At 65.1% G+C, this 24,877-nt stretch carries 22 protein-coding genes; 13 read left to right on the top strand and 9 right to left on the bottom strand.

What is annotated here, in order from left to right; translation table 11 throughout:
* The first annotated feature begins 115 nt into the window (after window positions 1–115).
* The 3 genes from DWF74_RS05595 (at window position 116) to DWF74_RS05585 (ending at window position 4,500) form a co-directional block, all read left to right on the top strand.
* Window positions 116–2,284 (top strand): TonB-dependent receptor, encoded by a 2,169-nt coding sequence (locus DWF74_RS05595; protein WP_102864961.1) that lies wholly within the window; start codon window positions 116–118, stop codon window positions 2,282–2,284.
* A gap of 53 nt (window positions 2,285–2,337) precedes the next feature.
* Window positions 2,338–3,822 (top strand): PepSY-associated TM helix domain-containing protein, encoded by a 1,485-nt coding sequence (locus DWF74_RS05590; RefSeq protein WP_115580552.1) that lies wholly within the window; start codon window positions 2,338–2,340, stop codon window positions 3,820–3,822.
* 147 nt (window positions 3,823–3,969) lie between these two features.
* Complete coding sequence (locus DWF74_RS05585) at window positions 3,970–4,500, top strand: DUF3087 domain-containing protein (RefSeq protein WP_102881875.1); 531 nt, start codon at window positions 3,970–3,972, stop codon at window positions 4,498–4,500.
* A gap of 27 nt (window positions 4,501–4,527) precedes the next feature.
* Here the strand turns inward: DWF74_RS05585 and DWF74_RS05580 are convergent, their stop codons facing one another.
* Entirely contained in the window at window positions 4,528–7,158 is a 2,631-nt protein-coding gene (locus DWF74_RS05580) for a hypothetical protein (protein ID WP_115580551.1), read from the bottom strand.
* A gap of 297 nt (window positions 7,159–7,455) precedes the next feature.
* Between DWF74_RS05580 and DWF74_RS05575 the strand changes: the two genes are divergently transcribed.
* Window positions 7,456–8,238 (top strand): sulfite exporter TauE/SafE family protein, encoded by a 783-nt coding sequence (locus DWF74_RS05575; RefSeq protein WP_102864605.1) that lies wholly within the window; start codon window positions 7,456–7,458, stop codon window positions 8,236–8,238.
* A 121-nt stretch (window positions 8,239–8,359) separates the two neighbouring features.
* Window positions 8,360–10,807: a hybrid sensor histidine kinase/response regulator gene (locus DWF74_RS05570; protein WP_115582423.1), complete on the top strand. Its 2,448-nt coding sequence runs from the start codon at window positions 8,360–8,362 to the stop codon at window positions 10,805–10,807.
* 16 nt (window positions 10,808–10,823) lie between these two features.
* Here the strand turns inward: DWF74_RS05570 and pcsA are convergent, their stop codons facing one another.
* On the bottom strand, window positions 10,824–11,546 hold the full coding sequence (pcsA, locus tag DWF74_RS05565; protein WP_115580550.1) for a phosphatidylcholine synthase: 723 nt from the start codon (window positions 11,544–11,546) through the stop codon (window positions 10,824–10,826).
* A gap of 319 nt (window positions 11,547–11,865) precedes the next feature.
* Window positions 11,866–13,038 (bottom strand): class C beta-lactamase, encoded by a 1,173-nt coding sequence (gene ampC / locus DWF74_RS05560; protein WP_115580549.1) that lies wholly within the window; start codon window positions 13,036–13,038, stop codon window positions 11,866–11,868.
* A 226-nt stretch (window positions 13,039–13,264) separates the two neighbouring features.
* Here ampC and DWF74_RS05555 point away from each other — a divergent pair, with 226 nt between their 5' ends.
* The 3 genes from DWF74_RS05555 to DWF74_RS05545 all read left to right on the top strand — a co-directional run bounded on the left by DWF74_RS05555 (window position 13,265) and on the right by DWF74_RS05545 (window position 15,757).
* Complete coding sequence (locus DWF74_RS05555; protein ID WP_115580548.1) at window positions 13,265–14,152, top strand: LysR substrate-binding domain-containing protein; 888 nt, start codon at window positions 13,265–13,267, stop codon at window positions 14,150–14,152.
* Window positions 14,153–14,300: 148 nt separating this feature from the next.
* The gene (locus DWF74_RS05550) at window positions 14,301–15,119 is read left to right on the top strand and encodes an AraC family transcriptional regulator (protein ID WP_115580547.1); all 819 of its coding nucleotides are present in this window, start codon (window positions 14,301–14,303) and stop codon (window positions 15,117–15,119) included.
* 221 nt (window positions 15,120–15,340) lie between these two features.
* Window positions 15,341–15,757, top strand: a complete 417-nt coding sequence (locus DWF74_RS05545; protein ID WP_115580546.1) for a hypothetical protein — start codon at window positions 15,341–15,343, stop codon at window positions 15,755–15,757.
* 17 nt (window positions 15,758–15,774) lie between these two features.
* Here the strand turns inward: DWF74_RS05545 and DWF74_RS05540 are convergent, their stop codons facing one another.
* The 3 genes from DWF74_RS05540 to DWF74_RS05530 all read right to left on the bottom strand — a co-directional run bounded on the left by DWF74_RS05540 (window position 15,775) and on the right by DWF74_RS05530 (window position 17,368).
* Entirely contained in the window at window positions 15,775–16,221 is a 447-nt protein-coding gene (locus tag DWF74_RS05540; RefSeq protein ID WP_102864611.1) for a GNAT family acetyltransferase, read from the bottom strand.
* A 57-nt stretch (window positions 16,222–16,278) separates the two neighbouring features.
* On the bottom strand, window positions 16,279–16,722 hold the full coding sequence (locus tag DWF74_RS05535) for a hypothetical protein (protein WP_060840237.1): 444 nt from the start codon (window positions 16,720–16,722) through the stop codon (window positions 16,279–16,281).
* Between the two features lie 70 nt (window positions 16,723–16,792).
* On the bottom strand, window positions 16,793–17,368 hold the full coding sequence (locus DWF74_RS05530) for a helix-turn-helix domain-containing protein (RefSeq protein WP_102864612.1): 576 nt from the start codon (window positions 17,366–17,368) through the stop codon (window positions 16,793–16,795).
* Window positions 17,369–17,493: 125 nt separating this feature from the next.
* On the opposite strand from DWF74_RS05530, the gene DWF74_RS30385 reads away from it, so the two are divergent.
* The gene (locus tag DWF74_RS30385) at window positions 17,494–17,646 is read left to right on the top strand and encodes a hypothetical protein (RefSeq protein WP_162884076.1); all 153 of its coding nucleotides are present in this window, start codon (window positions 17,494–17,496) and stop codon (window positions 17,644–17,646) included.
* Between the two features lie 68 nt (window positions 17,647–17,714).
* Here the strand turns inward: DWF74_RS30385 and DWF74_RS05525 are convergent, their stop codons facing one another.
* Window positions 17,715–18,866: an MFS transporter gene (locus DWF74_RS05525; protein WP_115580545.1), complete on the bottom strand. Its 1,152-nt coding sequence runs from the start codon at window positions 18,864–18,866 to the stop codon at window positions 17,715–17,717.
* A 347-nt stretch (window positions 18,867–19,213) separates the two neighbouring features.
* Between DWF74_RS05525 and DWF74_RS05520 the strand changes: the two genes are divergently transcribed.
* On the top strand, window positions 19,214–19,684 hold the full coding sequence (locus tag DWF74_RS05520) for an Lrp/AsnC family transcriptional regulator (protein WP_102864614.1): 471 nt from the start codon (window positions 19,214–19,216) through the stop codon (window positions 19,682–19,684).
* Window positions 19,685–19,687: 3 nt separating this feature from the next.
* Here DWF74_RS05520 and DWF74_RS05515 read toward each other — a convergent pair whose 3' ends face one another.
* The gene (locus DWF74_RS05515) at window positions 19,688–20,578 is read right to left on the bottom strand and encodes a LysR family transcriptional regulator (protein ID WP_102864615.1); all 891 of its coding nucleotides are present in this window, start codon (window positions 20,576–20,578) and stop codon (window positions 19,688–19,690) included.
* 98 nt (window positions 20,579–20,676) lie between these two features.
* On the opposite strand from DWF74_RS05515, the gene DWF74_RS05510 reads away from it, so the two are divergent.
* The 3 genes from DWF74_RS05510 to DWF74_RS05500 all read left to right on the top strand — a co-directional run bounded on the left by DWF74_RS05510 (window position 20,677) and on the right by DWF74_RS05500 (window position 23,563).
* On the top strand, window positions 20,677–21,675 hold the full coding sequence (locus tag DWF74_RS05510; protein ID WP_102864616.1) for a cyclase family protein: 999 nt from the start codon (window positions 20,677–20,679) through the stop codon (window positions 21,673–21,675).
* Window positions 21,676–21,795: 120 nt separating this feature from the next.
* Window positions 21,796–22,791, top strand: a complete 996-nt coding sequence (locus DWF74_RS05505; RefSeq protein WP_115580544.1) for a diaminopimelate epimerase — start codon at window positions 21,796–21,798, stop codon at window positions 22,789–22,791.
* 112 nt (window positions 22,792–22,903) lie between these two features.
* On the top strand, window positions 22,904–23,563 hold the full coding sequence (locus DWF74_RS05500; RefSeq protein WP_115580543.1) for a hypothetical protein: 660 nt from the start codon (window positions 22,904–22,906) through the stop codon (window positions 23,561–23,563).
* Between the two features lie 12 nt (window positions 23,564–23,575).
* Here DWF74_RS05500 and codA read toward each other — a convergent pair whose 3' ends face one another.
* A complete protein-coding gene (codA, locus tag DWF74_RS05495) occupies window positions 23,576–24,832 on the bottom strand; it encodes a cytosine deaminase (protein ID WP_102864619.1) in 1,257 nt (418 codons plus the stop codon).
* Window positions 24,833–24,877 lie beyond the last annotated feature (45 nt).

The following is a 24,877-nucleotide window of genomic DNA, read 5'->3' as shown; positions in this document are numbered from 1 at the left end:
CGCTGCTTCGCGATTGCCCTGGCGTCGCGTGCTTTTCATCTCCCGGTACTTAAGTCTGCGGTCGCGATGGCGACGGCGGCCGGGGTGTTTGATGATTTTTTTCGAGTCCGAGTCCATGAAGTTCCTGTATCGCTCCCCCAGTTGTGCGGCGCTGTGCTGTGCCCTGTCGTTCAATGCCCTGGCCGAGGGCACGCTGCAATTGCCGCAGACGCGCATCAGCGCCGATGAAGTGCAAGCCACTGGTCTGCAACTGGATACCCAGACCACCACCGGCTCGCGCCTGGGCCTGACCCCGCGGGAAACCCCGGCGTCGGTCAATGTGGTCAACCGCCAGCAGATTGAGCAGCGCGGCGCCGCCAACACCCAGGACATACTGGCCAGCGTGCCGGGGATGAACGCGGCGTCATCGCCGGGCATTCCGGGTTTCGTTTCCTATCGCGGTTTCTCCGGGCCGCAGATCACTCAGTTGTTCAACGGCATCAGCGTGCAATACGACTCCATCGCCGCCCGTCCCGTGGACAGCTGGATCTACGACCGGGTCGAGGCGGTCGGCGGGCCGTCGAGCTTTCTCTACGGCACTGGCGCGGTGGGCGGTTCCATCAACTACATCACCAAGCTGCCTTCGCGCACCGAGTCGTTCAATGAAGGGCGGGTCAGCTATGGCTCCTTCGACAGCCGAGAAACCTCCTTGGGTTTCAACCATGCGCTGAACGACGGCGCCGGGCCGCGCCACTACGCGCGTTTCGATGTCAGCCACACCACCAGCAACGGTTATGTCGACCGCGAGCAGCGCGATGCCTGGACCACGGCGTTTTCCCTGTTGACGGATTTCAACGACCAGCTGTCCCACACCCTGGCCTACGAGTACCAGAACGAAAGCGTCGACAGCCCTTACTGGGGCACGCCGGCGTTGAGCCCGCTGGGGGGCAAGATGGAGGTGGACAAGAGCCGGCGCTTCGAGAACTACAACGTCAGCGATGGTCGTTATGAACAGCGGGTGCAATGGCTGCGTTCGATCATCGACTATCAGGTCAATGACCGCACTTCCGTGCGCAACACCCTGTACCACTACAACGCCGATCGCGAATACCGCAACCTGGAAAACTACGCCTACAACAGTGACAACAGCCAGGTGGTGCGCTCTGGCATCCTGCTCCAGCGCCACGCCCAGGAACTCAACGGCAACCGTTTCGAACTGCTGCATCACAACAGTCTGTTCGGCCTCGACAGCCAGTGGTCGGCGGGTATCGATTACAGCCACAACGTGATGAGCAACTACCCGCGCTCGGTGTCGGGCTCGCTGCCTGGGGTCGATCCGGACGCTTTCGATCCGGGCAGCTTCTGGGACTTGCCGGGCATGCAGCGCGGCTTCGAGAAGAACCGCCGCAACCAGGTGGATACCTGGGCCCTGTTCCTGGAAAACCGCCTGCAACTGACCGATCGCCTGTCCCTGCTCAGCGGCCTGCGCCACGATCAGATCGACCTGCAAGTGACCAATTACCGCGCCGTCACCGAGGCCAATCCGGCGTTCTTCCAGCGTAAATACCGGCCCACCACCGGGCGCCTGGGGCTGGTCTATGAGTTGACCCCGGCGGCCAACGTCTACGTGCAATACAGCACCGCTGCCGATCCACCGGCAGGCATCCTGACCACCGCCAGCTACGGTCAGGTGCGCGACTTCGACCTCAGTACCGGCAATCAGTGGGAGATCGGCAGCAAGTTCGATTTCCTCGACGGCCGCGGCTCGGCGACCCTGGCCGCCTACCGCATCGAGCGCAAGAACCTGTCCACCGCCGATCCGAGCAACCCCGGCAGCAGCCAGCCGGTGGGCCAGCAATCGTCCCGCGGGGTGGAGCTGGCGGGCTCGTTGCGGGTCACGCCCAAGCTGTTGGCCGAAGGCAACTTCGCTTATGTCGACGCCCAGTACGACGAGTTCTATGAAAACGTCGGCGGCCGGCCGGTGTCGCGCAAGGGCAACAGCCCCACCAATACCCCGGACAAGGTAGGCAACCTGTGGCTGAGCTACGACATTGCCCCGTCCTGGCAGGTGGGCGGCGATGCGCGCTACGTGTCGTCGATGTATGCCAATGCGGCCAACACCCGCTATGCGCCGGCCTACACGATCTTCGGCGCCTTTGTCGGCTACCAGCTCAATGCCGATACGCGGATCACCGGCCGGGTGCGCAACCTGACCGATCAGGTCTACGCCCGCACCACGGGGCAAACCCAGCTGTACCTGGGGGCGCCGCGGACCTTCGAGCTGGCGCTGCAAACGCGCTTTTAACCTGAGACAGCGGGGCGCCCGATGGCGCCCCGCGCATTTGCGAGCAGCCTGTGATGAAGCGTTACCTGTACCTCTGGCACCGCTGGCTGGGCATTGTTGCCTGCCTGTTCATGGCCCTGTGGTTTATCTCCGGGGTGGTGATGCTGTATGTCGGCTACCCCAAACTGACCCCCGCCGAACACTGGTCACGCTTGCCTGTATTGCAACTGGGCGATGCACCCATTGACCTGAAGCAGGTGCTGCACGCTGCCGATCCCGAACTGGCGCCGTCAAGCATTCGCTTGACCACGGTGGCCGGCGCCCCGCGCTATATCCTCGAATACCCAGGACCGCGCAAGGTAGCGATCGAGGCCGATAGCGGCCTGCAAGCGCTGCCCACTGACCGGGTCGAGGCCCTGGCCGCGGCCCGGCAGTTTGCCCCCGGTGTGGCGGTGCGTGATCGCGGGACAGTGAATGGCGACATGTGGAGTCAATCCCGGGCCCTGGACGCCGACCGACCCTTGCTGCGGGTGGCCACCGCCGATGCCGAACGACGTCTGCTGTATGTCTCCGGCACGACGGGCGAGGTGGTGCGCGATGCCACTGCCACCGAGCGTGGCTGGAACTGGATTGGTGCCTGGCTGCACTGGCTGTACCCGCTGCGGGGCATCGGCATCGATGGCGCCTGGGGGCCGATCGTCACTTACCTGTCCCTGGCCGCGACCCTGATGGCCGTGCTCGGCCTGGCGGTGGGCGTGCTGCGCTGGCGCTTCAAACGCACCTATCGCAATGGTTCGCACTCGCCGTACCAGGGCTTTGCCCGCTGGCATCATGTGGGCGGCATGCTGTTCGGCGTGCTGCTGATTACCTGGATCTTCAGCGGCCTGATGTCGATGAACCCGTGGAAAATCTTCAGCAGCTCCCAGCCCCTGTCGGTGGCGGCCTATCAAGGCGCACCGCTGCACGCTGCGGCCTTTCCCCTGAGCGCGGCCCAGGCCCTGCAGCGCTTTGCCGATGACGGCCTGCAGGCCCGGGAGCTGGAGTGGCGGATGATCGGCGGCAAGGGTTATGTGATCGGCTACGACGGTGCCGGACGCACGCGGATTCTGGCCATGGACGATCAGCAGGTGCTGCGCCAGTTCAACCCCGACACCTTGCGCCAGGCGGCCTGGGCCATTCGCCCCGAGCGGCCGATGGTTGTCCAGCAATTGGCTGCCTACGATTTCTATTACTACGCCCGCGAGCCCCACAGCATGATGGGCCACTTGCAGCAGCGCCTGCCGGTGCTGCGGGTGCGCTTCGACGACCCGGCCCAGACCTGGCTGCACCTGGACCTGCACACCGGCGCCATCGTCGGGCAACTGGACCAGCCGCGCCGCGCCTCGCGCTGGCTGTTCGGCCTGCTGCACAGCTGGGACTGGCTGCCGCTGCTGGCCAACCGCCCCTTGTGGGACCTGTGGATGATCCTGTTCAGCGCCGCAGGCTTGCTGATCAGCGTCAGCGGTGTGGTGCTGGGCTGGCGCCGCCTGGGGCGTTCATTGCGTGGGCGTCGGCGTTGAGGCGGGGGAGGGCGCAATACCGCGACCTGGATCAGGGTTATGCAGTATTTCTGCCCTGCGCCGACGATTTAAGCCACCGCTCCCGGTCCCAGCGGTGATAATGCCCGCCTGCTCAATTCCCTACTGCTTCCGGAGCCCATCGCCCCCATGTTCGTCATCACCCCGCAGGACCCTGAACTCTATCGCCGGCAAACCCGCCGCAGCACCCTGATCATCGCCCTGGTGTTCATCGCCCTGGCCATGCTGTTTTCCAGCGCTGCGGTGGCGGTGTTCGGCCAGCCCGGCGGCGATAACCTGGTGTGGAATGCCGGCGGCGTGTTCACCGGGCTGGTGATCAGCGCCGTGCTGTTGCGCACGGTGTTCTGGACCCAACCGTGGATGGCCTCGGCGGTCTATGGCTGGCGCCTCAAGCGCAGCCTGATGCGGGTGACCAATGTCATGCATCATGTCACCGCCGGGGTGGCGGCGGGCGATCCGGCGGCCCTCAAGCTGCTGCGTTTCTATCACCTGGGGTTGACCCAGATGCATCAGCTGGACGCCAACTCCAGTGCCCACGGACAGATGCTGGGTGAAGTGGAGCGCCATCTGGCGTTGCTGGCCGAGCAGGGCATCGACCCGCAGCAGGAGCGCCTGGAGGCGCAGTGGCTGGAAGCGGTCAAGGTGCACCAGCCGCGCTGAGGTTCAGGTTGATCCGCTGGCCCTTCCTCAAGGCTGCGGATCATCCAGGTAGCGCCACAAGGCCTCGGCCATTTCGTTGGACTGGCCACTGCGGCCAAACAGCTGCTGGCCGATATGCAGCCCCAGCTGGCGATAACTCTCGAACTGCGCCTCGTCGAAGAACTGATCCACCGTGCTCTGGTTGGGAAAGCCCGGGTTGGCCCGGGCGTAGTTGACGACGTCCGCTGTCAGCCCGGCGATCAGCCGCGGCTTGAGCACCAGGATCCGGCAGTGGGGCGTGGCCGCGATGTCCGCCTGGGTGTCGGGGCTATGGGCGTAGACGTTCAGCAGCAAGGCGCACTTGTGACTGTCGGCGCCCGGTGGCTGGCGAAACTCTTCCAGACTGCCGAACAGCCCCTTGAGTTGGGGATGGGCCAGTACCCCCGGGTCTTCGCGGATTTCCAGGGCCTGGTCGATGCGCGCCAGGCGCACCAGATTGGCCAGGTCGTCGAACTGGTAATCCGGGTCGCAGCCGCTGTCGCAGGTGACGATCAGTTCCACGCCGCGCCCCTCACGCAGCAACTCGTAGGTGGCGGTGTTTTCGAAATGCCCGCCGTCGGACAGGTACTGGTAGTCGCGTCGATGTCCATGAAACCGCGAGGTCAGCTCATAGAACAGGTAGGCCTGGGTGCCGAAGTAGGTCCAGGGCTTCAGGTCACGGGGCTTCCAGTGCTGTTGCCCGGGATCGAGGAAGTGGCTGGGCCACCAGATGCCCAGGCGTATGTTGGCCAGCCCCAGGATCAGCGACATGCCCAGGCTGTTGGCTCGCCCCAGGCCGGTGCTGAAGGCGGCGCCGGAGACGCCGATCCACTGGCCCAGGCTCAGGGGGCTCATGATTTCCGAGGCCGGGCCCTGGCTCAGGTCACGGCGGTAGGGCTTGCCATCGAGGGTGTAGCGTTCCGCCGGACCGTCGCTGGCGACGCTGCCTTCGGTTGAGGGGGCCCAGTTCGGCGCGATGCACAAAGGCTTGCCCTTGCGGTCGCGCTGCACCAGTTGCTCGGCGGGGTCCACCGTCAGGTTCATGGTGACGTTGATCAGGTGCACCGGCCCGGCACTGGGGGTGGCGTAGTACTGCTGCAGCGACAGGTCGTCGCTGGACATCGGCTCGGCCACGCTGAGGTAGGTGCGGCGCTGCTGTGGCGGGCCGTTGAAGCGCCGGCCATTGGACGCGCCGAGGTAGGCGCGGGTCAGCCTGGCGCTGTAGAAGGCCTGGAGCGACGAGGTGTTGAGAAAGCCGATGAAGCGCCCGCTGACGCAGACCAGCAAGGCGGTCACCATGCTCAGGGCCAGCAGGCGCCAGGCAGCGGCAGCGCTGTAGCTGATGGCGCCAGCGTCATGGGCGACCCATTGCACCAGCAGCGCCCAGCACAGGCACAGCAGGCTCATCAGCAGGCATCCGGCAACCAGCGCCAGGACATCCAGGGGCAGTTTGCGCATCCAGCCGGGCAGCGGCTTTTCATCCTTGAGCAGCACCAGGCGGCGCACCAGCCACATCAGCAGCGCCAGCAGCAGGGGCGTGGCCAGGGCCTGATAGTCCAGCAGGTAGCGATACAAGGCTTCGGCACCGGTCACCAGCAGGGCCAGGAAAGCCAGAATGGCCACTGCCGCCATGGCTCGCCCCAGGGCGCGGGTGATCTGCACCCGGTAGTTGCGCACGCAGTTGTTGCAGGTGCTGTCCTTGGCCGGGTCTCGGTGATCCGCCAGCCGGCGGACCAGCCGGTGGGTGATCAGCAGCGCGTTGCTGCCGACCAGGGCGGCCCCAAGGGCCAGGGTGCCCACCACCTGCCATTGGGCCACGTCATAGGCCAGGGCGCCGCCGATCCACAGGCCGGTGACGATCGCCAGCATGAAGCGCAAGGCCGGGTTGCCAAGGTTTGGCGGCTGGTCCAGATCGCCTTGGGGGATCACCAGCCAGTACGCCACGGCGCAAGGCAGGGCGAACAGCAGGGCGGCCATCAGCGGCCACAGCAGCAGGCTGGCCTGACTCAGCACCTGGAACAGGGTCAGCAGGCTGAGCATCAACAGGATCGGCATGCCGATCATGGCGTGCAGCGACAGCCAGTTGCGCCAGGTCATGGCCAGGGCATAGAGCATGTCGCCGGAGCTGGTGGGCGTCAGGTAGCGGCCGTTTTCCCGCAGCCAGGCACCCGGGCCCTGGCCCACGGGCTGCTGGGCGTAGTCGACGCCGGTGCTGATACGTCCCGGCGGCTCGAAGCGCAGCGCCTGGTAGGCATCGCGGGCGGCCTGGCCCACCGGGTCCTGGGGATCGGGCTCGCGCAGGCGTCCGGGAAGGAACAGGCTGGAGAAGAAGCTGCCGATATAGCCGCCGCCACTGACCGTGGACAGGTAGTCGATGCGTGACAGCAGACTGTGCTCGGTGGCGGTTTCAGGCGCGGGCTGGAGTGGGGCCGTGGAGGCCGTCGCCGGTGCCGGCGCCCGGGCCATGGCTTGCAGAACGCCGAGGCAGAAGGTGGCGCTGCGGATGCCGCCCCCGGACAACGCCAGGCCCCAGTTGCCACGCTGCGGCGTGCTGGGTCCGGGGGCTTGCTGGTGCAGGTTCAGGCGTCTGAAACGGATGCGCTGTTGCTCGATCTGGTAGAGGGTCGAGTCGGGTGTCATGGGCCTTCCTTGGAAAACGAAAGGGGCGGGACCTGAGTGAGCTCAGGATCGCTTGCCCCGGCGAGCGCCCAGCAGAATACCGGATGCGCAGGTTGCGGTGTATGTCACCGGCGGTTCAGGGAGGGCTGGATGGGCATGTGGCGGATGCAAGGGCGGCGGGCACTCGATGCGTCTGGCGCATGGAAAAAATGGCCCTGGTTATAACGTTAGATTTTATTCATATAAATGGACATAAGCTTTAGCCGCTATGCTGCCGCCAGTTTTTTACCTGGCCGTGTGATTTGTAGGGTTTTATTGATGGATGTGGGTAATTTCGGTTTTGTCATCGCAGGCCTGGTAGTGGGATTCATCGTGGGCATGACGGGGGTGGGCGGCGGCTCGCTGATGACCCCGATCCTGCTCTGGTTCGGCATCAACCCGGCCACCGCCGTGGGCACTGACTTGCTGTACGCCGCCATCACCAAGTCCGGTGGGGTGCTGGTGCATCAGAAGAACCGCAATATCGACTGGCGCATCACCGGCTGGCTGACCCTGGGCAGCGTGCCGGCGGTACTGGCGACCCTAGGGTTCTTGAACAACCTGGACTCCGATCCCCAAGCCTTGAACTCGGTGATCAAGCAAGGGCTGGGCTTCGTCCTGTTGCTCACGGCCCTGGCCATCGTCTTCAAGAAGAAGCTCATGGCCTTCGCCCAGCGCCACGGCAGCGACTATCAGCCAAGCCCCCGCGGTCTCAACGGCCTGACCGTGGTCACCGGGCTGATCCTCGGCACCATGGTCGCGCTGACCTCCATCGGCGCCGGCGCCCTGGGCACTGTGGCGCTGTTCATCCTCTATCCGTTCCTGGCCACCAAGCGCCTGGTGGGCACCGAAATCGCCCACGCCGTGCCCCTGACCCTGGTGGCCGGCCTGGGTCATGCCAGCATGGGCAACATGGACTGGCACCTGCTGGGGTTCCTGTTGATGGGCTCACTGCCGGGGATCTGGATCGGCAGCCACATGACCGGGCGGATCTCCGACGAGATCTTGCGCCCATGCCTGGCGGTCATGCTGTTCTCCATCGGCTACAAGCTGGCCTTCTGAGGTCCACAGCCGGGCCATGCTCGCCGTCACCTGCTAACTTCCGTGGATTCCAGGGGTCAGTTATCCTGCGCAGGCCCTTGATGGGCGGCGCAGCCCCTTTTCCCCTTGTGTGATGCAGTCCATGACTATTTCCTCTGCTGATGGTGCCGCCCCCCAGACCTGGCGCGGCGGCGAGACCGGTGCCGCCATCCGCCAGTTCGACTGGTCGCAGACCTCGGTGGGCCCTCGGGAGCACTGGCCCAGCCTGCTGCACAGCACCTTGAGCCTGGTGCTCGAATCCCCTGAAAGCCTGTACCTGCTATGGGGCCCGCAGAAGCAGTTCTTCTTCAATGATGCCTATCGTCCGGTACTGGGGCCGCGCCTGGCCCATGCCCTGGGGCAGACCATCGAGACGCTCTGGGCCGATGCCTGGCCGGATGTGCAACCCATGGTCGAGCAGGCGTTCCGCGGCCAGTCCTGCCGTCATGAAGACCTGCCGGTGAACATGCAGCGCTATCCCGGAGAGGAACTGACCTGGTGGTCGTTTTCCATGAGCCCGATATTCGACGAGCGCCAGGAGCAGGTGCTGGGGGTGCTGTGTCACACCGTGGAAACCACCGCGCGGGTGCGCCTGGGGCTGCACGCCCGGCTCACCGAGTCGCGCCTGCGCGAGACCCGCGAGCTCAATACCCGGGTGCTGGCCAGCAGCAATGACTGCATCAAGGTGCTGGACCTCGATGGTCAGTTGTCGTTCATGAGCGAGGGTGGCCTGCGGGTCATGGAGGTCAGCGACTTCAATGCCATTGCCGGCTGCCCCTGGCCGGACTTCTGGCAGGGCCAGGGCAACCTTGACGCCCAGGCCGCCATCGCCGCTGCCCAGGCCGGGGAATCGGCGCGGTTCCAGGGCGCCGCCAACACCCTGGCCGGCAACGCCAAGTGGTGGGATGTGCAGGTCACGCCGATGCTCGATGAGGCCGGTCAGCCGGAGAAGATCCTCTGCATCTCCCGGGACATCACCGCCACCCGCGAGGCCGAGGAGCAGTTGCGCCGCCTCAACGAGTCCCTGGAACAGCGGGTCCAGGCGCGCACCCAGGAGCGCGACCGTATCTGGCAACTGTCCACCGACCTGATGCTGGTGGCGGATTTCAACGGGCGCATCGTTGCCGTGAACCCGGCCTGGACCCGACTGCTGGGCTGGCAGCGGCACGAACTCGAAGGCAGCAGCTTCTACGATTTCATCCACCCCCAGGACAGTGTGGCGGCGGTCAACGCCTGCACCGAACTGGCGCTGGGTCAGAGTTTTTCACGGGTGGAAAACCGCTTTCGGCACAAGGACGGCAGCTATCGCTGGGTGTCCTGGAGTGCCGTGCCCGACCCCCAGCACCTGCATGCCGTGGGGCGTGACATTCAGGCCGAGCGTGAAGCCGCGCAGGCGCTGCGCAAGACCGAAGACATCTTGCGCCAGGCACAGAAGATGGAGGCGGTGGGGCAACTGACGGGTGGGGTCGCCCACGACTTCAATAACCTGCTGACGGTGATCCGCTCGTCCACCGACCTGCTGCGGCGCAACCTCAGCGAGGAGCGCCGGCAGCTGTACATCGATGCGATTTCCGACACCGTGGACCGCGCCAGCAAGCTCACCGCCCAGCTCCTGGCCTATGCCCGCCAGCAGAACCTGCGCCCGGAAACCTTCGACGTCGGCGTCAGCGTGCAACTGCTGGCACAGATGATCAATCCGCTGATCGGCGCCTGCATCGAACTGCGTATCGAACTGCCGCAGCAAGCGTGCTGCATCCATGCCGACGCCGGCCAGTTCGATACCGCGCTGATCAACATGGCGGTCAATGCCCGGGACGCCATGCAGGGCGAGGGCCTGCTAGTGATTGCCGTGGAGCGGGTGGCGCAGATTCCCGCCAGCGCCAGCCAGGGCGCCCAGAACGGCGACTTTGTCGCGGTGTCCCTGACCGACACCGGTGCCGGCATCGACCCGCAGCAGATCGAGCGGATCTTCGAGCCCTTCTTCACCACCAAGGAGGTGGGCAAGGGCACTGGGCTGGGCCTGTCCCAGGTGTTCGGTTTTGCCAAGCAGTCTGGCGGTGGCCTGGTGGTCCACAGTCAGCCGGGGCAGGGCACGCGCTTTACCTTGTACCTGCCGCGCTCTGAAGCTGTGGTCAGCCCGGTAGCGGCCCCTTGTCCGGGGCCGCTGCAGGTGGATGGCCAGGGGGCCACGCTGCTGGTGGTCGAAGACAATCCCGAAGTGGGCGTGCTGCTGGCCCAGGCCTTGAACGAGCTGGGCTACCAGACCGAATGGGCCACCAGCGCTATCGAGGCACTGCGTCGCCTGAGCCAGGAGCCGGGGGTGTTCCAGGCGGTGTTTTCCGATGTGGTGATGCCCGGCATGAGCGGCATCGAGCTGGCCACCCGCATCCGCAGCGATTACCCCGGGCTGCCGGTGATCCTCACCAGCGGCTACAGCCCGGCCCTGGCCCAGGGCCAGACCCGGGAGTTCGTGTTCCTGCAGAAACCCTACTCGGTGGCGGCCCTGGCCCAGGCCTTGAGTGCCGCGATCGGCAACGACCCGCCGCTGTGATGCAGGCCGCCGCCGTCTATGGCTGGTGGCTGCCCTTCATCCACTCCTGGGCCGAGCGCCACAGGCAGATCCCCAGGAAATAGGCTGAAGCCGCCAGCCACAGGCCCATGATCGACGGGCTGTGCAAGGGGTGGCTGAGGATCAGCAGCGCGCCACTGAGCAGCCAGACGAAGGTCACGATGATGTTCAGCCCCATCCACTTGCGTACCCGGAACGGATGCAGGAACTGCACCCGAGTGGCGGTCAGCAGGGCCAGGGCGAAGATGCTCAGCAAGCTCAGCCAGGGGCCGGGCTCGATCAGGTAGAAGCACAGGGCGACCACGTTCCAGGCGGCGGGAAAACCCTGGAAGTAGTTGTCGTGGCTCTTCATGTTGACGTTGCAGAAGCACAGCAGCGACGACAGCAGGATCAGCGAGGTGGCCAGCAGTGCGCTGTACTCCGGCAGGGGAATGTAGCGGTAGATGAACAACGCCGGGATGAACACGTAGGTCAGGTAGTCGATCACCAGGTCGAGCACCGAACCGTCGATGTTGGGCAGCACCGAGCGGGTGTTGACCTTGCGCGCCAGGGAGCCGTCGACGCCATCCACCAGCAGCGCCACCCCCAGCCACAACAGGCAGGCCTTGGGCTGGTTGTCGAACAGTGCCAGGGTGGCGAGCAGGGCGCTGACCACTCCGGTGGCGGTGAAGCCATGGGCGCCCCAGGCTTTGATTCTGGCGATTTGCAGGGTCGATATCACGGGGCGTTTCTCCGGCGGCTGTGGTTCCCGGACGACCAGCGTTGTGCACGCGGCGGTGCTGGTCCAGGTTGCAGTTATCGACCGGAAAGCCTGGCAGAAGGTTCAGCGCCACCCCTGAATCAGGCTCGATGCGGGCCTTGCGGTCCTTGTCGCTATCCAGGAAGGCGGGCGTTGCACAGCTGGCCGAGGTCAACGGTCGAGGGGGATTTCCTGAGTCTAGGCGCCATGGCCGAAGCGACAAGAAAAACGCCACCTGGCGCTGAACACCGGTGGCGTTTTTTATTGGCTGCCCCGGGGGGCGTGATGCTGTGCTGCTCGGTTACTTCGTTGCCTCCAGGGCACTGAGGAGCGCATGGGCGGCCTTGATCCGTTCCTCGTTGGGGTAGTTCTTGTTGGCCAGCAGGACAATGCCAATCTGTTGGCTCGGGACAAACAGCACGTAGGCGCCGAAGCCGCTGGTGGAACCGGTCTTGTTGTACAAGGCGTCGGCCTTGGGCGGTTGGGCCGGAGTCAGCCACTGCACCGGATGCGGTTCGAGGGCCATTGGCGTCGAGTTGCCTGCCAGCAGCCGTGCCAGGGGCACCGGGTAGGCGTAGCGCTCCCAGCCCAGGCCCTGGGTCATGTCGCCGACCCGGTAATAGCCGCTCTGGGTGCTGGCGATGGCTTTTTGCAGCGTGTCGTCCAACGGCTGCGGTTGCAGGTTATCGGCAACGAACTGCAGCAGGTCCGGGGCACTGGTCTTGACCCCGTAGGCCTCGGCATCCAGGGGGCCGGGGCTGACCCGGATCGGCTTGTTCTGCTTGTCATAGCCCTGGGCGTAGTGGGCCTGCTGGTCCTTGGGCACCTGGAGGTAGCTGTGCTTGAGCCCCAGTTTGGGGAACAGGCTCTTTTCCAGCAGTTGAGCGTACGGTTGGCCCAGGCTGCGGGCAGCGAGGTAGCCGAACAGGCCGATGCTGGGGTTGGAATACAGACGCTGGGTGCCCGGGCTGAAGGTGGGCTTCCAGGTGTTGTAGTAATCCAGGGTCTTGTCCTCGCCCTGGACGTCGTCGGGGAACTGCAGTGGCAGGCCACCGGCACTGTAGGTGCCCAACTGCAACAGGCTGATGCCGTCGAAGGCACTGCCGCGCAGGGCCGGCCAGTACTGGCTGGCGTGGTCCTCGAGGGCCAGCTTGCCGCTGGCCTGGGCGTAGCCGGCCAGGGTCGCGCTGAAGGTCTTGCTCACCGAACCCACTTCGAACAGGGTGTCGTTGTCCACCGGCTGTTGATTGTCCTTGGAGGCAAGGCCGTAGTTAAAGTAATGTCGCTTGCCGTTGGCGATGATCGCCACTGCCATGCCGGGAATGCCCTGCTGTTGCATCAGCGGACGGATGGTGGCATCCACGGTGGTTTTCAGACGGCTGTCCTGGGGGGGCTCGGCCAGGGCGTCGACGCTGCCGAGGAGCAATACGCAGGCGCTGATGATGCCTAATCCGGTTGAGGTTTTATGGCGCATGATGGGCTGTTTTCCATGGGTTCTGATTTTTTTTGCCGCCTATTCCCAGCGGCTTTCCGGCTTCGGGGTTCTTTGCCCGAACCCCGGAGGCGCAGTGCTTGCGGAGTCTTTCCGGGAAGGGAGGACGTGGTCAGCGCTGCGCGAGCGAGGCCAATGTAGGCAGTCTGCGCAGGATCGGCAAACGACGATATTTCGCAGGAGCCATTAGAAAAACTAGGGAATGCCCATGCTCCGTCCACACCTGCCCTTGAACGCGCTGCGGGCTTTCGAAGCCTCGGCCCGTCATTTGAGTTTCACCCGCGCCGCCATCGAACTCTGTGTGACCCAGGCGGCGGTCAGCCATCAGGTCAAGAGCCTGGAGGCCCAGCTCAACGTCACCCTGTTCAAGCGCTTGCCCCGGGGGCTGATGCTGACCAGCGAAGGCGAGACCCTGCTGCCGGTGCTGCGTGAGTGCTTTGATCGCATCGCCCAGACCCTGGGGCGTTTCGAGGGCGGGCACTACCGCGAAGTGCTGACGGTGGGTGCCGTAGGCACCTTTGCCGTGGGCTGGCTGTTGCCGCGCCTGGGGGATTTCCAGGCGCGCTATCCCTTTGTCGACCTGCGCCTGAGCACCAACAACAACCGTGTCGACGTGGCCGCCGAAGGCCTGGACTACGCCATCCGTTTTGGCACGGGAGCCTGGCACGGCATCGAGGCCCTGGAGCTGTTGCAGGCGCCGCTGTCGGTCTTGTGCATACCGCAGATCGCCCACCAGTTGCACAGCCCGGCGGATCTGTTGGGCCAGACCCTGTTGCGCTCCTATCGCACCGATGAATGGCCGCAATGGTTCCAAGAGGCGGGACTGGGCGGCGGCAGTCCCTTGCCCCAGAGCATTGTCTTCGACTCCTCCCTGGGCATGCTCGAAGCGGCCCTGCAAGGACTGGGGGTGGCCCTGGCGCCGCCGTTGATGTTCGAGCGACAGTTGGCCAGCGGGGCGGTGGTCCAGCCGTTCGAGATCGGCATTGTCACCGGCAGCTACTGGCTGACCCGTTTGCAGTCGCGGGCGCAAACCCCGGCCATGAGCGCCTTCAAGGCCTGGCTGCTGGAGGCGGTGGCCGCAGGCCCTCATCAATAGCGCCAATGCCCCGGCGTCCAGAGCCGCTGGCCGGCGTGGCCAGTGGCTTGGCTCAGCCCCGTGGGCCCGGCACAATCCTCGACCTTGCAGGGCAGGCGCCGGCATCGTGCCGATGGCCGGCATGCCCCGGGAGTGTGGAGGAAGGTGGATGCCCGTCTTGAAACAGCAGGACCAGGACCAGGACCAGGACCCGGACGCGATTGCGCGTCCGGTATGTGCCCTGTGCATCTCGATGCAAGAAGAGCGCTGGGAACGGCCGTGGCACAGCCATCGCAAGGCCCAGTTGCTGTTTCCCGCGGGCGGTGTGCTCAGTTGCGAGAGCGCCGAGGGCCTGTGGCTGGCGCCGCCGCAGTGCGCGGTGTGGATTCCCAGCGCGATCGAGCATCGGGTCCAGGGGCTGGAGAACGCCCAGGGTTATTGCCTGTTGGTCGAGCCCGAGCACGCCCGGTCGTTGCCGCAGGCCTGCTGCACCCTGGTGATGTCGCCGCTGTTGCAGGAGTTGCTCAAGCGCTGTGCGCAACTGCCGTTCCTGTATGACCAGGACGGCGCCGCCGGGCGCCTGGTCGCGGTGACCCTGGATGAGCTGGCGGTCGCGCCCCGTGAGCAGATCCACCTGCCCATGCCCCGGCACGCACAGCTGCGGCGTCTGGCCCAGCAGATCCTTGAACAGCCGCAGCGGCGCCTGAGCCTTGGGCAATGGGGCGAGCAGATCGGCCTCAGCGAACGCAGCCTGAGCCGCTTGATCGTGGCCGAGACCGGCCTGAGTTTCGGTCGCTGGCAGCGCCAGTTGCACATCCTTCTGGGGCTCAAGCAATTGGGCCGGGGCGACTCGGTGGAGTGTGTGGCGCTGACCCTGGGCTATGACAGCGCCAGCGCCTTTATCCGCATGTTCAAGAAAGCTGTGGGCCAGCCGCCGGGGCGGTTTTTTGCCGAGCGTCGGCAAGCCCTGGAAAACCACGCCCTGTAGCCGCTGCCGAGCCCGCGAGGCTGCGAAAAGGCCCGCAGGGCCTTGCCTGGCGATGCCTCGTCAAATTCAAGATCGCGGTGGCCGCCAGGTCAGAGTGCCGCCTGTGGCAGTGGCAATATCTGGCTGGATTAGTCAATAACTTGTCGATCTCGGCTGATGCGGACAGTGGTTCTCGGGAAGATGATAAGCATTCTTGTTTGTCAGCTTCTGGAGGTGTTCCCATGTACTTCGATCATCAGCATTTTCCCCTGGTCTGGATGCGTCGCGCCGAAGGCGCAGGACAGCCGGTAGTCGACCCTTACCAGCAACTGGAGGCGCTGACGCAGCGTGCCCAGGCTTTTGTCCTGATGAGCGATCTGATACCTGAGCCCGAGCAGCGCAACAGCGCTCAGGGCAAGGCGTTGCTCAAGCAGGGCTCGATGTGGACCAAGTGCAACAAGGCGGCGATCCGCCGCTGGATCAAGGCGATGATCGTCATCGCCCCGCAGCCGGAGAACCAGGCGCAGGTCGAGGCTTTTGCCAGGACCTATGAACAGTTCTGGGGCTACCCACTGCTGCACAGTGCCTCGCCGCTGGCCGCCGTCAGTTTGGCCCAGCAACTGCTGGCGCCGCCGCGCAGCAACCTGAACAACTGGTGAGGGCGGCGCGGCTGCCGTCAGCCGCGCAGGTGCTCGGGGACGTTGGCGGTGATCACCTTGCCCATGCTGACCCGGGGTTCAACCTGATACCCCAGGGCCTGGTAGAAGCCCTGCACCGCGGCGTTGCTGCTGAGGATCTGCAGGTTGATCTTCAGGCAGCCGCGGGCGCCCAGGGCCTGCTCGCCATGGCGCACCAGGGCCCGGCCGGTGCCGAGCCGGCGCTGTTGCGGGTCCACCGCCAGGGAGTACAGCCAGCCACGGTGGCCGTCGTAGCCGGCCATTAAAGTGCCGATGACCTGAGCTTCGGCCAGGGCGACGAAGAACAGCCCGTCATCCACGGCGAGCTTGCGGTCGATGGCCAGCTCCGGGGCGTTGTGGGCGGTGTCGTAACCGAAGACACGCTCCCACAGTTCGATCACCGGCTGGCGGTGCTGGGTGTTGCGGTACTCGACGAGTTGGATCATGGCGTGGGCTCGATAAAGGGTTGAGCACCGGAGCGCGGGTATGGCCGGTGGCAGGTTTCAGTCCTGGTGGCCGGGCCAGGTTTCGGTGGGGAAATAGGCCTCCAGCCCAGGTTCCTTGTGGTCCACGCCATCCCGGGTCCAGTAGCAGCTCAAGCGCGAGTAGTTGTCCAGGTCGCCACGGACCAGGCAGGTGGCGCTGTGCCCGGGCTCGCTGAAGCGCAACACATCGGCCTCGGCCATGGTGGCCCGCTCCACCTTGCCGATGGCGGTGGTGGTCTTGCCGTTGATGGTCTTGACCAGGGTCAGGGCCTGGTTTTCATAGCGGATCACCGCGGTGCCGGAGTAGGTCGGGCCGCCGTCCGGCTCCTTGCCGATCAGCATGAACTGGCCGGGCACCATGCTGTAGTAGACGTGCGGCTCCTGGTCCTGCTTCGGCGCGGCCTGGGCCGCGAGGCTGGCCAGCAGCAGGCCGAGAAGGGGGGCGCGGGAGAAATGCGGCATCGGTGCTCACTCCTGTTGAGGCGGGGGGCCATGATTCCAGACTTGGCGTTGCAGATAAATGCCCGGGCGGCTAGCGGTGTTCGATCACCAGGATTGCCGTGGTGTCGGCTTCCAGAGCTTCAAACACATGCGGCTGGTCGGCGCTGTAGCGGAGGTAGTCGCCGGCATTCAGGCTGATCGGGTTGTCCGCCGGCCCGGCCAAGGCCCGTCCACGGGCAATCACCAGGTGTTCCACGGTGCCCGGCAAATGCGCCTTGGATTGCCGCGGCTGGCCGGGCTGGACGTTGAGGCGGTACAGATCGCGCTGCGCTCCGGGTGGGCAGTGGTCTAGCAGGGTCGCCGCATAATGGGCGTCCTCGGCGTGGGCGGTGGTGCCTTCATGGGCACGGATGACCTTCAACTGATCCGCCGGCTGTTCGAAAAAACGTGTGACCTGCAGGCCCATGGCCTGGGCCAGGGCCCACAGGGTCTCGATGCTCGGGTTGCCCATTCCGGCTTCCAGCTGGGACAGGGTGGACTTGGCCACGGCCGCCCGCTTGGCCAGTTCCGAGACGGAAAAACCGGCGTTCAGACGTTCGCGCTTGATGGCTATGGCCAGCTGGCCAATGGGTGAAAGGGTGCTTGCTTCGTTCGTTTTGTCGTTCATTTGTCTGTTAAATCATCCTTGTTTCTCTTGACGCAGAGAAAATGCGATGTTCATTATATTGGATAAATGTTCGATATAAAAACAAAAGGAGTTTCCCGGATGATTGTGCGGTACAGGGCAAACTCATGGGGCTGAGCCTGCGGTTGGTGGTGATTCCGTATCACGAGATCTGCCTGATGATGCATTGCCTGGCCCATCTGCAACTGTGTTTGGGGGATTGGCTGGTGGCTGGGCAGACCCACCTGTTCGTCGAATCACCCCGCTGGTACAGCCGCTAGCGCCGGGCACTGTACGGGGGCGGTCACGCAAGGGGATCAGCGCCGTTGGCGGGCGCTGGGGTGTGGCGTCAGACCTTGAGCACCTTGCCGCTGGCGGCCACTGCCAACAGCAGCACGGCGATCAGGCCGAACGCCATGCTCAGGCTGCTGCCATGGGCAACGAAACCGATCACCGCGGGGCCGGCAAGGATGCCGGCATAGCCCAGGGTGGTGATGGCCGGGACGGCGATGCTTTCCGGCATGACCGTTTGCTTGCCCACGGCGGTGTACAGCACCGGCACGATGTTCGAGCAACCCGCGCCCACCAGGGCATACCCCACCAGCGCCGCTTCCCAGGCCGGGGCCAGGGTCGCCAGCAGCAGGCCGGCGGCTGCCGTGCTGCCGCCGATGACGATCACCCGTCGGGCGCCCAGGCGGTGGACGATGGCATCCCCGGTCAGGCGGCCCAGGGTCATGGTCAGGGCGAAGGCGGCGTAACCGAGGCCGGCGTAGGCCGCATCCAGGTCGCGCTCGGCGCTGAGAAACACTGCGCTCCAGTCCAGCACCGCGCCTTCGGCGAGGAACACCACAAAGCACAGGCAGCCAATGAACAGCACCACACCGTGGGGCACGGCAAAGGCCGGGCCCGAACTCTGGCTGCCGTAGGGCAGCATGTGCGGCGCGGCCTTGAGCAGGGCCACCAGCATCAGGGCAATCACCACCAGCGTTGCCCCCAGAGGCGACAGGCCCAGGCCCAGCAGCGCGCTGACGCCGGCGGCGCCGACAATCCCACCGAGACTGAACAGCCCGTGGAAGCCCGACATCATGGTCTTGCCGCTGGCGCGCTCGACGATCACCGCTTGCAGGTTGACCGTGGAATCGACACCACCGAGCCCGGCACCGAACAGGAACAGCGCCGCCATCAACAGCGGAATCGAGGTGAGGGTCGCCAGCAAGGGCAAGGCCAGGCAGATCAGCAGGGTGCCGCCGGCCATGACCCGGCGACAGCCGAAGCGCCCGGCCAGGGCCCCGGCGATCGGCATCGCCAGGATCGAACCCACGCCCAGGCACAACAGCAGCAGGCCCAAGGTGCCTTCGTCGAGCCCGGCCCGGGCCTTGGCATAGGGCACCAGCGGGGCCCAGGCGGCGATGCCGAAACCGGCGATGAAAAAGGCGATGCGCGTGGACATCTGTTCGAGGCGGCCGGGGGTGGCCTGCAGGTGAGTGTTGCTGGCAGTCATAAAAATCCTTGGCGGTCAGGTGCCAGCGAGGGGGCAACGCTGGCTGACCGGTTGTGCTGTCGCACCGATCCCTTGTTCATGCAGCCTGGTATCGGTGGCGCCTTCAGAAGGCTTCGAGGGTGGCCGGGGGGATTGTGACAAAACTAACGGTTGAAGGTTGCAGAAAAACCCAACCGGGGCCACGAACGGAACATTCGTCGCCGCCTCGGCAATGCTTGAGGCATTCCACGGCCGCTGCTGTTGGCGGAAATATTAGTGCGCAGGGGGCGCATCTATTGCGCATAATCGGCGGCTTTTGCACAAAATCATTCCACTGTGCGCCGTTGTTTTCCGGAGTTGCGCCGTTCATGAACACCAGTCTCGATGCCTATGACCTGAAGCTGCTCGCCGAGCTGCAACGCGATGCCAGTACCGCGCAGAGCGAACTGGGCCTGCGGGTCAACCTGTCCACGGCGGCGGTCAATCGGCGGCTCAAGCGCCTGATGGACGAGGGTGTGATCGAGCGCTACACCGCGCAAGTCGCCCCGGATGCCCTCGGCCATGAGCTGAGCATCATCGTCGAGGTGGAAGTGGAAAGTGAGCGCATCGACCAGATCGATGCCCTCAAGCGCAGTTTCCAGGCCTGTCCCCAGGTCCAGCAGTGCTACTACGTGGCCGGTGAATGCGACTTCGTGCTGATTTTCTGCGTGCGCAACATGGCCCAGTACACCCAGCTGACCCGCGAACTGTTCTTTGGCAATGACAACGTCAAGCGCTTCAAGACCCTGGTGGCGATGAACCGGGTCAAGGTCGGGCTCCAGGTGCCCACCGACGGTTGAGGCTCAAGGGGTCTGCAGCGCCTCCAGCAGAAAATCGATGAACACCCGGACTTTCTGTGACAGGTGGCGCTGGCTGGGGTACAGCGCGTAGATCTGGCGGCTGGGCAGGCGTTGTTCCGGTAACACGCGCAGCAGTTGGCCGCTGTCCAGGAGCGGTTGGGCGACAAAGCCGGGCAGGGCGCCGATGCCCAGGCCGGCCACCAGCATGTCGCCGAGCAGCAGGCTGTTGTCCACGGCAAAGTGCACCGGCAGCTCCAGCCGGGTCTGGCCTTCCGGGCCCTCCAGTTGCCAGCGCCCGGGATGCTCCGCCAGCCGGTAGGCCAGGCAGCGGTGGCGATGCAGGTCGGCAATGGCGCTGGGCGTGCCCTGGGCCTGGAGATAGGCCGGCGCGGCACAGATCACCTGCTCAACCTGACCCAGGTGACGCGCGATCAAGGTCGAATCCTCCAGTTGCCGGCGAATCCGCAGGGACACGTCGAAGCCTTCGCCCACCACATCCAGCACCTGATCGTTGAGGGTCAGGTCCACCTGCAATTGCGGGTAGCGCTGCATGAAGGCCACCAGGATCGGCGAGAGCACCTTGAGCCCGAAGGACAGCGGCGCATTGATCCGCAGGCGGCCACCGGGTTCGTGGCTGCCGGCCTGGGTGGCGCGCTCCAGGGCGTCCAGCTCATCGAGCAGATGACAGCATTCATTGAAGTAACTCTGCCCGGCTTCCGAGAGGCTCATCCGTCGGGTGGTGCGCAGGATCAGCAGGCTGCCCAGGCGCTCTTCCAGTTGCCGCACCTGCTTGCTGACGGCGGCGGTGGATTGCCCGAGGTCGGCGGCGGCCTGGCTGAAGCTGGCCCGTTCCACCACCCGGCGAAAGGTGCGCATGGCCATCAGTACGTCCATATTGTTTCCCCTGGGTTGAATATCTATCCACGAATCGGCTGATTATCTCTGATTGATCCCTCAATACCATGGGCACTTCATTTCACAGGAGTGTTGTCATGGCTCATCACGCAATGTCCAAAATCCTTCCTGGGGTGCTCGCCCTGGCCCTTTTCAGCGGTAGTTGCAGTGCCGCCACTGCGGCCCGGGCCGAGGTGGGGATCAGCCCTTGGGGGCCCAAGGATGAGATCGGTCGCTTGAACCTGATCACCCCCGAGTCCCGGGCGGCGATCATGGCCCGGGTCAGCGGCGAGCAGGCCTACGACCTGGCCGTGGATTATTTTGTCGGCATGCCCAGCTGGCAGGCCGCTGGAGATCCGCCCTATCAGATGTGGATGACCCATACGCCCCACGGCAATGTGGTCGCCGATCCGATGCAGGTCGGCGAACCGATGAACCAGCACGTCAGTTACAGCGGTTCGGCGGTATCGATGTACGCCCATATGGGCACCCATATCGACGCCCTCAACCACTTTGGCCTCAACGGCAAGATCTGGAACGGCTACCGCGCCGATCAGCATCTGGGGGATCGGGGCTGGAACGTCACCGGGGCGGAAAAACTGCCGCCGATCATTGCCCGCGGAGTGCTGATCGATGTGGCTGCGGCCAAGGGGCTGGAACAGCTGGCGGACAGCTACCGGGTGACCCGCGCCGACCTGCAACAGGCCCTGGCCAAACAGAAGGTGGCGCTGGAGAAGGGCGACGTGGTGCTGATCCGCACCGGGCGCATGCGTGACTACGACAATGCCCAGCGCTATATGGCCAACCCGCCGGGGCTGAGCCTGGATGCGGCGAAGTTCCTGGTGGAAGAGGGCGGCGCCATGGTGGTGGGAGCGGACAACCTCAGCTTCGAAACCTTCCCTTCCGAGGTCGAGGGCAATTACCTGCCGTTGCACACTTACCTGCTGGCGATGCAGGGCGCGCCGATCCTGGAGCTGGTGAACCTGGAAGGCTTGTCCCGGGACAAGGTCTATCAGTTCGCCTTTATCGGTGCCTCACTCAAACTGCGGGGTGCCGACGCGGCGCCGATCCGGCCCATGGCCTTGCCCATTCGCTAGCCTGGCGGATGGTTGTTCTTCAGCAGCGCGCGGTGTCCACCCAGGCTTCTTGGTTCCCCTGGCCGAGCCGCTGGATTGTCCGTAATGTCAGCGGCTCGGTTTTTTTCTGGAGGCGGTGTGATGGCGGCGTTCTACGATGCCCGGGGCAATATCTATGGCGTGGTGTCGCCCGAGGCGCTGCGCAGCCTGGGCATTGCCTTGCCCGATACGGCGGCGCAGGCGGCCCTGGACCGGCGGCGGTGGGCTGTGCAGGCCATCGCCGCGCTGTGTGACTGGGCGCCGGGAGCTCGGCCGCAAGGGGCCAAGGCTCATCGCTGTGACGGCTTGTTGGTGGGGCCGTTCCAGGCCGGTGCGCCTTTCGATCTGCTGATCGTTAATACCGACGGCACCCTGGCCGAGCGCAGCGGCAATGGCCTGACGATTTTTTCCCAAGCCCTCACCGAACAAGGGCTGATGGCGGTCGAAGGCGAGACGCTATTGCGGGTGCATCATGACCAGCGCGGTGGCGACTCGCCGGTGATCACGGCGGTGGAGCCGGCGCGGGTGGCGGGGGTGTCGGGGTTCTGGCTGGATCTCGGGCAGCCGTGCTTCGGACCTGAGGCGGTGGCAGCTGATGGGGTGCAAAGCCTGACCTTCAATGGTTGCCAACTGAGCCGGGTCGCGCCCTTGCAAGCGTTGAATGCGCAGTGGCAGCACAGCCAGTTCGTGCGTATCGGCAATCCCCATTGCGTGACCCTGGTGGAGGCGGCCGATGCTTTGCCGAGCAACCCGCAGATGCTCGAACCGCCGCTGTTCGAGGGCCTGACCCGTATCGCGTTCGCCCGGCCCATCGGCAACGGCCAGCCCTGCCCGGCCGGGGTCAACTTGCAATGGGCCATGCGCGCAGGTGAAGGGCGCATCGTGGCCCGGGTTTTCGAGCGTGGCGAAGGTCCCACCGCGTCGTCCGGCACCAGCGCCAGCGCTGTGGCTTGCGCGGCCTGGCGGGTGGGCTGGGTTGAGGCCGGACGGGTCGAAGTGCTGATGCCGGGCGGCACCGCGCCGTTGCTGTTGCAAGAGACCGATGGGGTGTTAACCCGGGTGAGCCTGTTTGGCACGGCGTGGGCCCTGGCTGACTGAGCAGGGCGCCGCCGTGGCGCTGGCCGGGTGCAAAACGGCTGGGGTTTATGTAGCGTGGCGGCAGTCGTGGCCTATCTCCCGATACCGCCCGCATTCATGGAAGGGATTCGACATGCAAAAAGGAATGCCCCGCCGCGCCTTGCTCAGAGGCTCGGTTATGGCTCTGGGGGCTTTAGTCGCTGGCAGCCTTGGTGGTTGCCTGACCAGCCAGCTGTACGAAAGCCGCGCCAGCAATGAGGTCTATACGGAAACCGTCAGCCAGTTCTACATCACGGCGGACGAGCAGAGCTTTGTCATCCTTGGCAAGAAGTACCACTACTTCGTGAGGGTCGATCCCGAGTTGCTCAAGGCCATCAAGTCGGATCTGCACGGAAAAATGCAGGCCGAGTTTTCGCAGATTCTCGTCAATGCGGGGCAGAACCTGGACGGTAACCTGCTCCTGAGAATTCCCGGGCTGGATCAGCTCGACGCCCAGCAGATCGAGGCAGCCGAGGCCTTGGGTTTCGTGGTGGCGAGGTCGCAGAACGCCCTGTTGCACCGCTATGCCATTCGCGGCAGCCGCTTTAAGTCCAAGCGGGATATCAGCGCCTATCAGGCCAACCCGTTGAACAGCACCTACACCTTGCAGTTCTCGGCGTACCGGGAGAAGAGCAAGGTCGGCCAGGTGCTGTTGACGCCGGTGACCCTCACCGCAGACGGGGTGTTGACGATCCTCGCCCTGCCGCTGTTGCCGGTGGCGTTCATGGCGGCCCAGCCGTTTCGGGTCAAGTAAGCATCGCCACCGTCAGTCGCCGGCCAGTTGCACCTGGGCCATCTGCCGTTGCATCAGCACCTTGCCGTGGCGGATCGAATACAGCGGCAGGCCTTGGCTGCGGAGCATTTCGTAATCGCTGTCGGCCGAGAGGATCAGCAGGTTCGCCGGCCGACCTTCCTCAAGGCCGTAGCCTTCGCCCAGGGCCAGGGCCTTGGCGCTGTTGTCGGTGACCAGGTCCAGGGCGCTTTGCAGGTTGCTGTAGCCGAGCATGTGGCAGATGTGCAGGCCGGCTTCCAGCACCCGCAGGATGTTGCCGTTACCCAGGGGGTACCAGGGATCGACGATCGAGTCCTGGCCGAAGCAGACGTTCATCCCGGCATCCAGCAGCTCCTTGACCCGGGTCACGCCGCGGCGTTTCGGGAAGCTGTCGAAGCGCCCCTGCAGGTGGATGCTTTCGGTGGGGCAGGAGACAAAGCTGATGCCCGAGTGGCCCAGCAAGCGAAACAGCTTGGCGCAGTAGGCGTTGTCGTAGGAACCCATGGCGGTGGTGTGGCTGGCGCTGACCCGCGAACCCATGCCGCGGCTGCGGGCTTCCTCGGCCAGCACTTCGAGAAAGCGCGAGTGCGGGTCGTCGGTTTCGTCGCAGTGCACGTCCACCAGGCAGCCTGTGCGTTCGGCCAGGTCCATGAGGAACTTCACCGAGCTGACGCCCTGGTCGCGGGTGTATTCGAAATGGGGGATGCCGCCCACCACATCGGCGCCCAGGCGGATGGCTTCCTCCATCAGCTCGCGGCCATTGCGGAACGATTCGATGCCCTCTTGAGGGAAGGCAACGATCTGCAGGTCGATCAGGTGCGCGCTTTGCTCGCGCACTTCCAGCATGGCCTTGAGGGCGGTGAGGTCGGGATCGGTGACGTCGACGTGGGTGCGCACGTGCTGGATGCCGTGGGCGGCCAGGGAGCGGATGGTTTTGTGGGCGCGGGCGCGGGTGTCTTCGGCGGTGATGGTGGCTTTGCGTTCGCCCCAGCATTCAATGCCTTCGAACAGGGTGCCGCTCATGTTCCAGCGCGGCTCGCCGGCGGTGAGGGTAGCGTCCAGGTGAATGTGCGGTTCGACGAAGGGCGGCACCACCAGGTTGCCGCCGGCATCCAGGTGTTCGGGGCCGAAGGCCGGGACGGCGCCGGAGGTGTCGGCGCCTTGCAGGACAATGCGGGCGATGCGGCCGTTTTCCAGGTGCAGTTGGTACAGACCTTCACGGTGGCGCAGGCGGGCGTTGGTGATCAGCATCGGAGCAGTTCCTCGGGTCGGGCAATCAGTGGTTCAGCCGTCGGA

Source organism: Pseudomonas protegens (assembly GCF_003363755.1).
Classification (GTDB): Bacteria; Pseudomonadota; Gammaproteobacteria; order Pseudomonadales; family Pseudomonadaceae; genus Aquipseudomonas; species Aquipseudomonas danubii.
The sequence above is the reverse complement of the archived record's forward strand: the minus strand, read 5'-3'. Positions and strand labels throughout refer to the sequence as shown.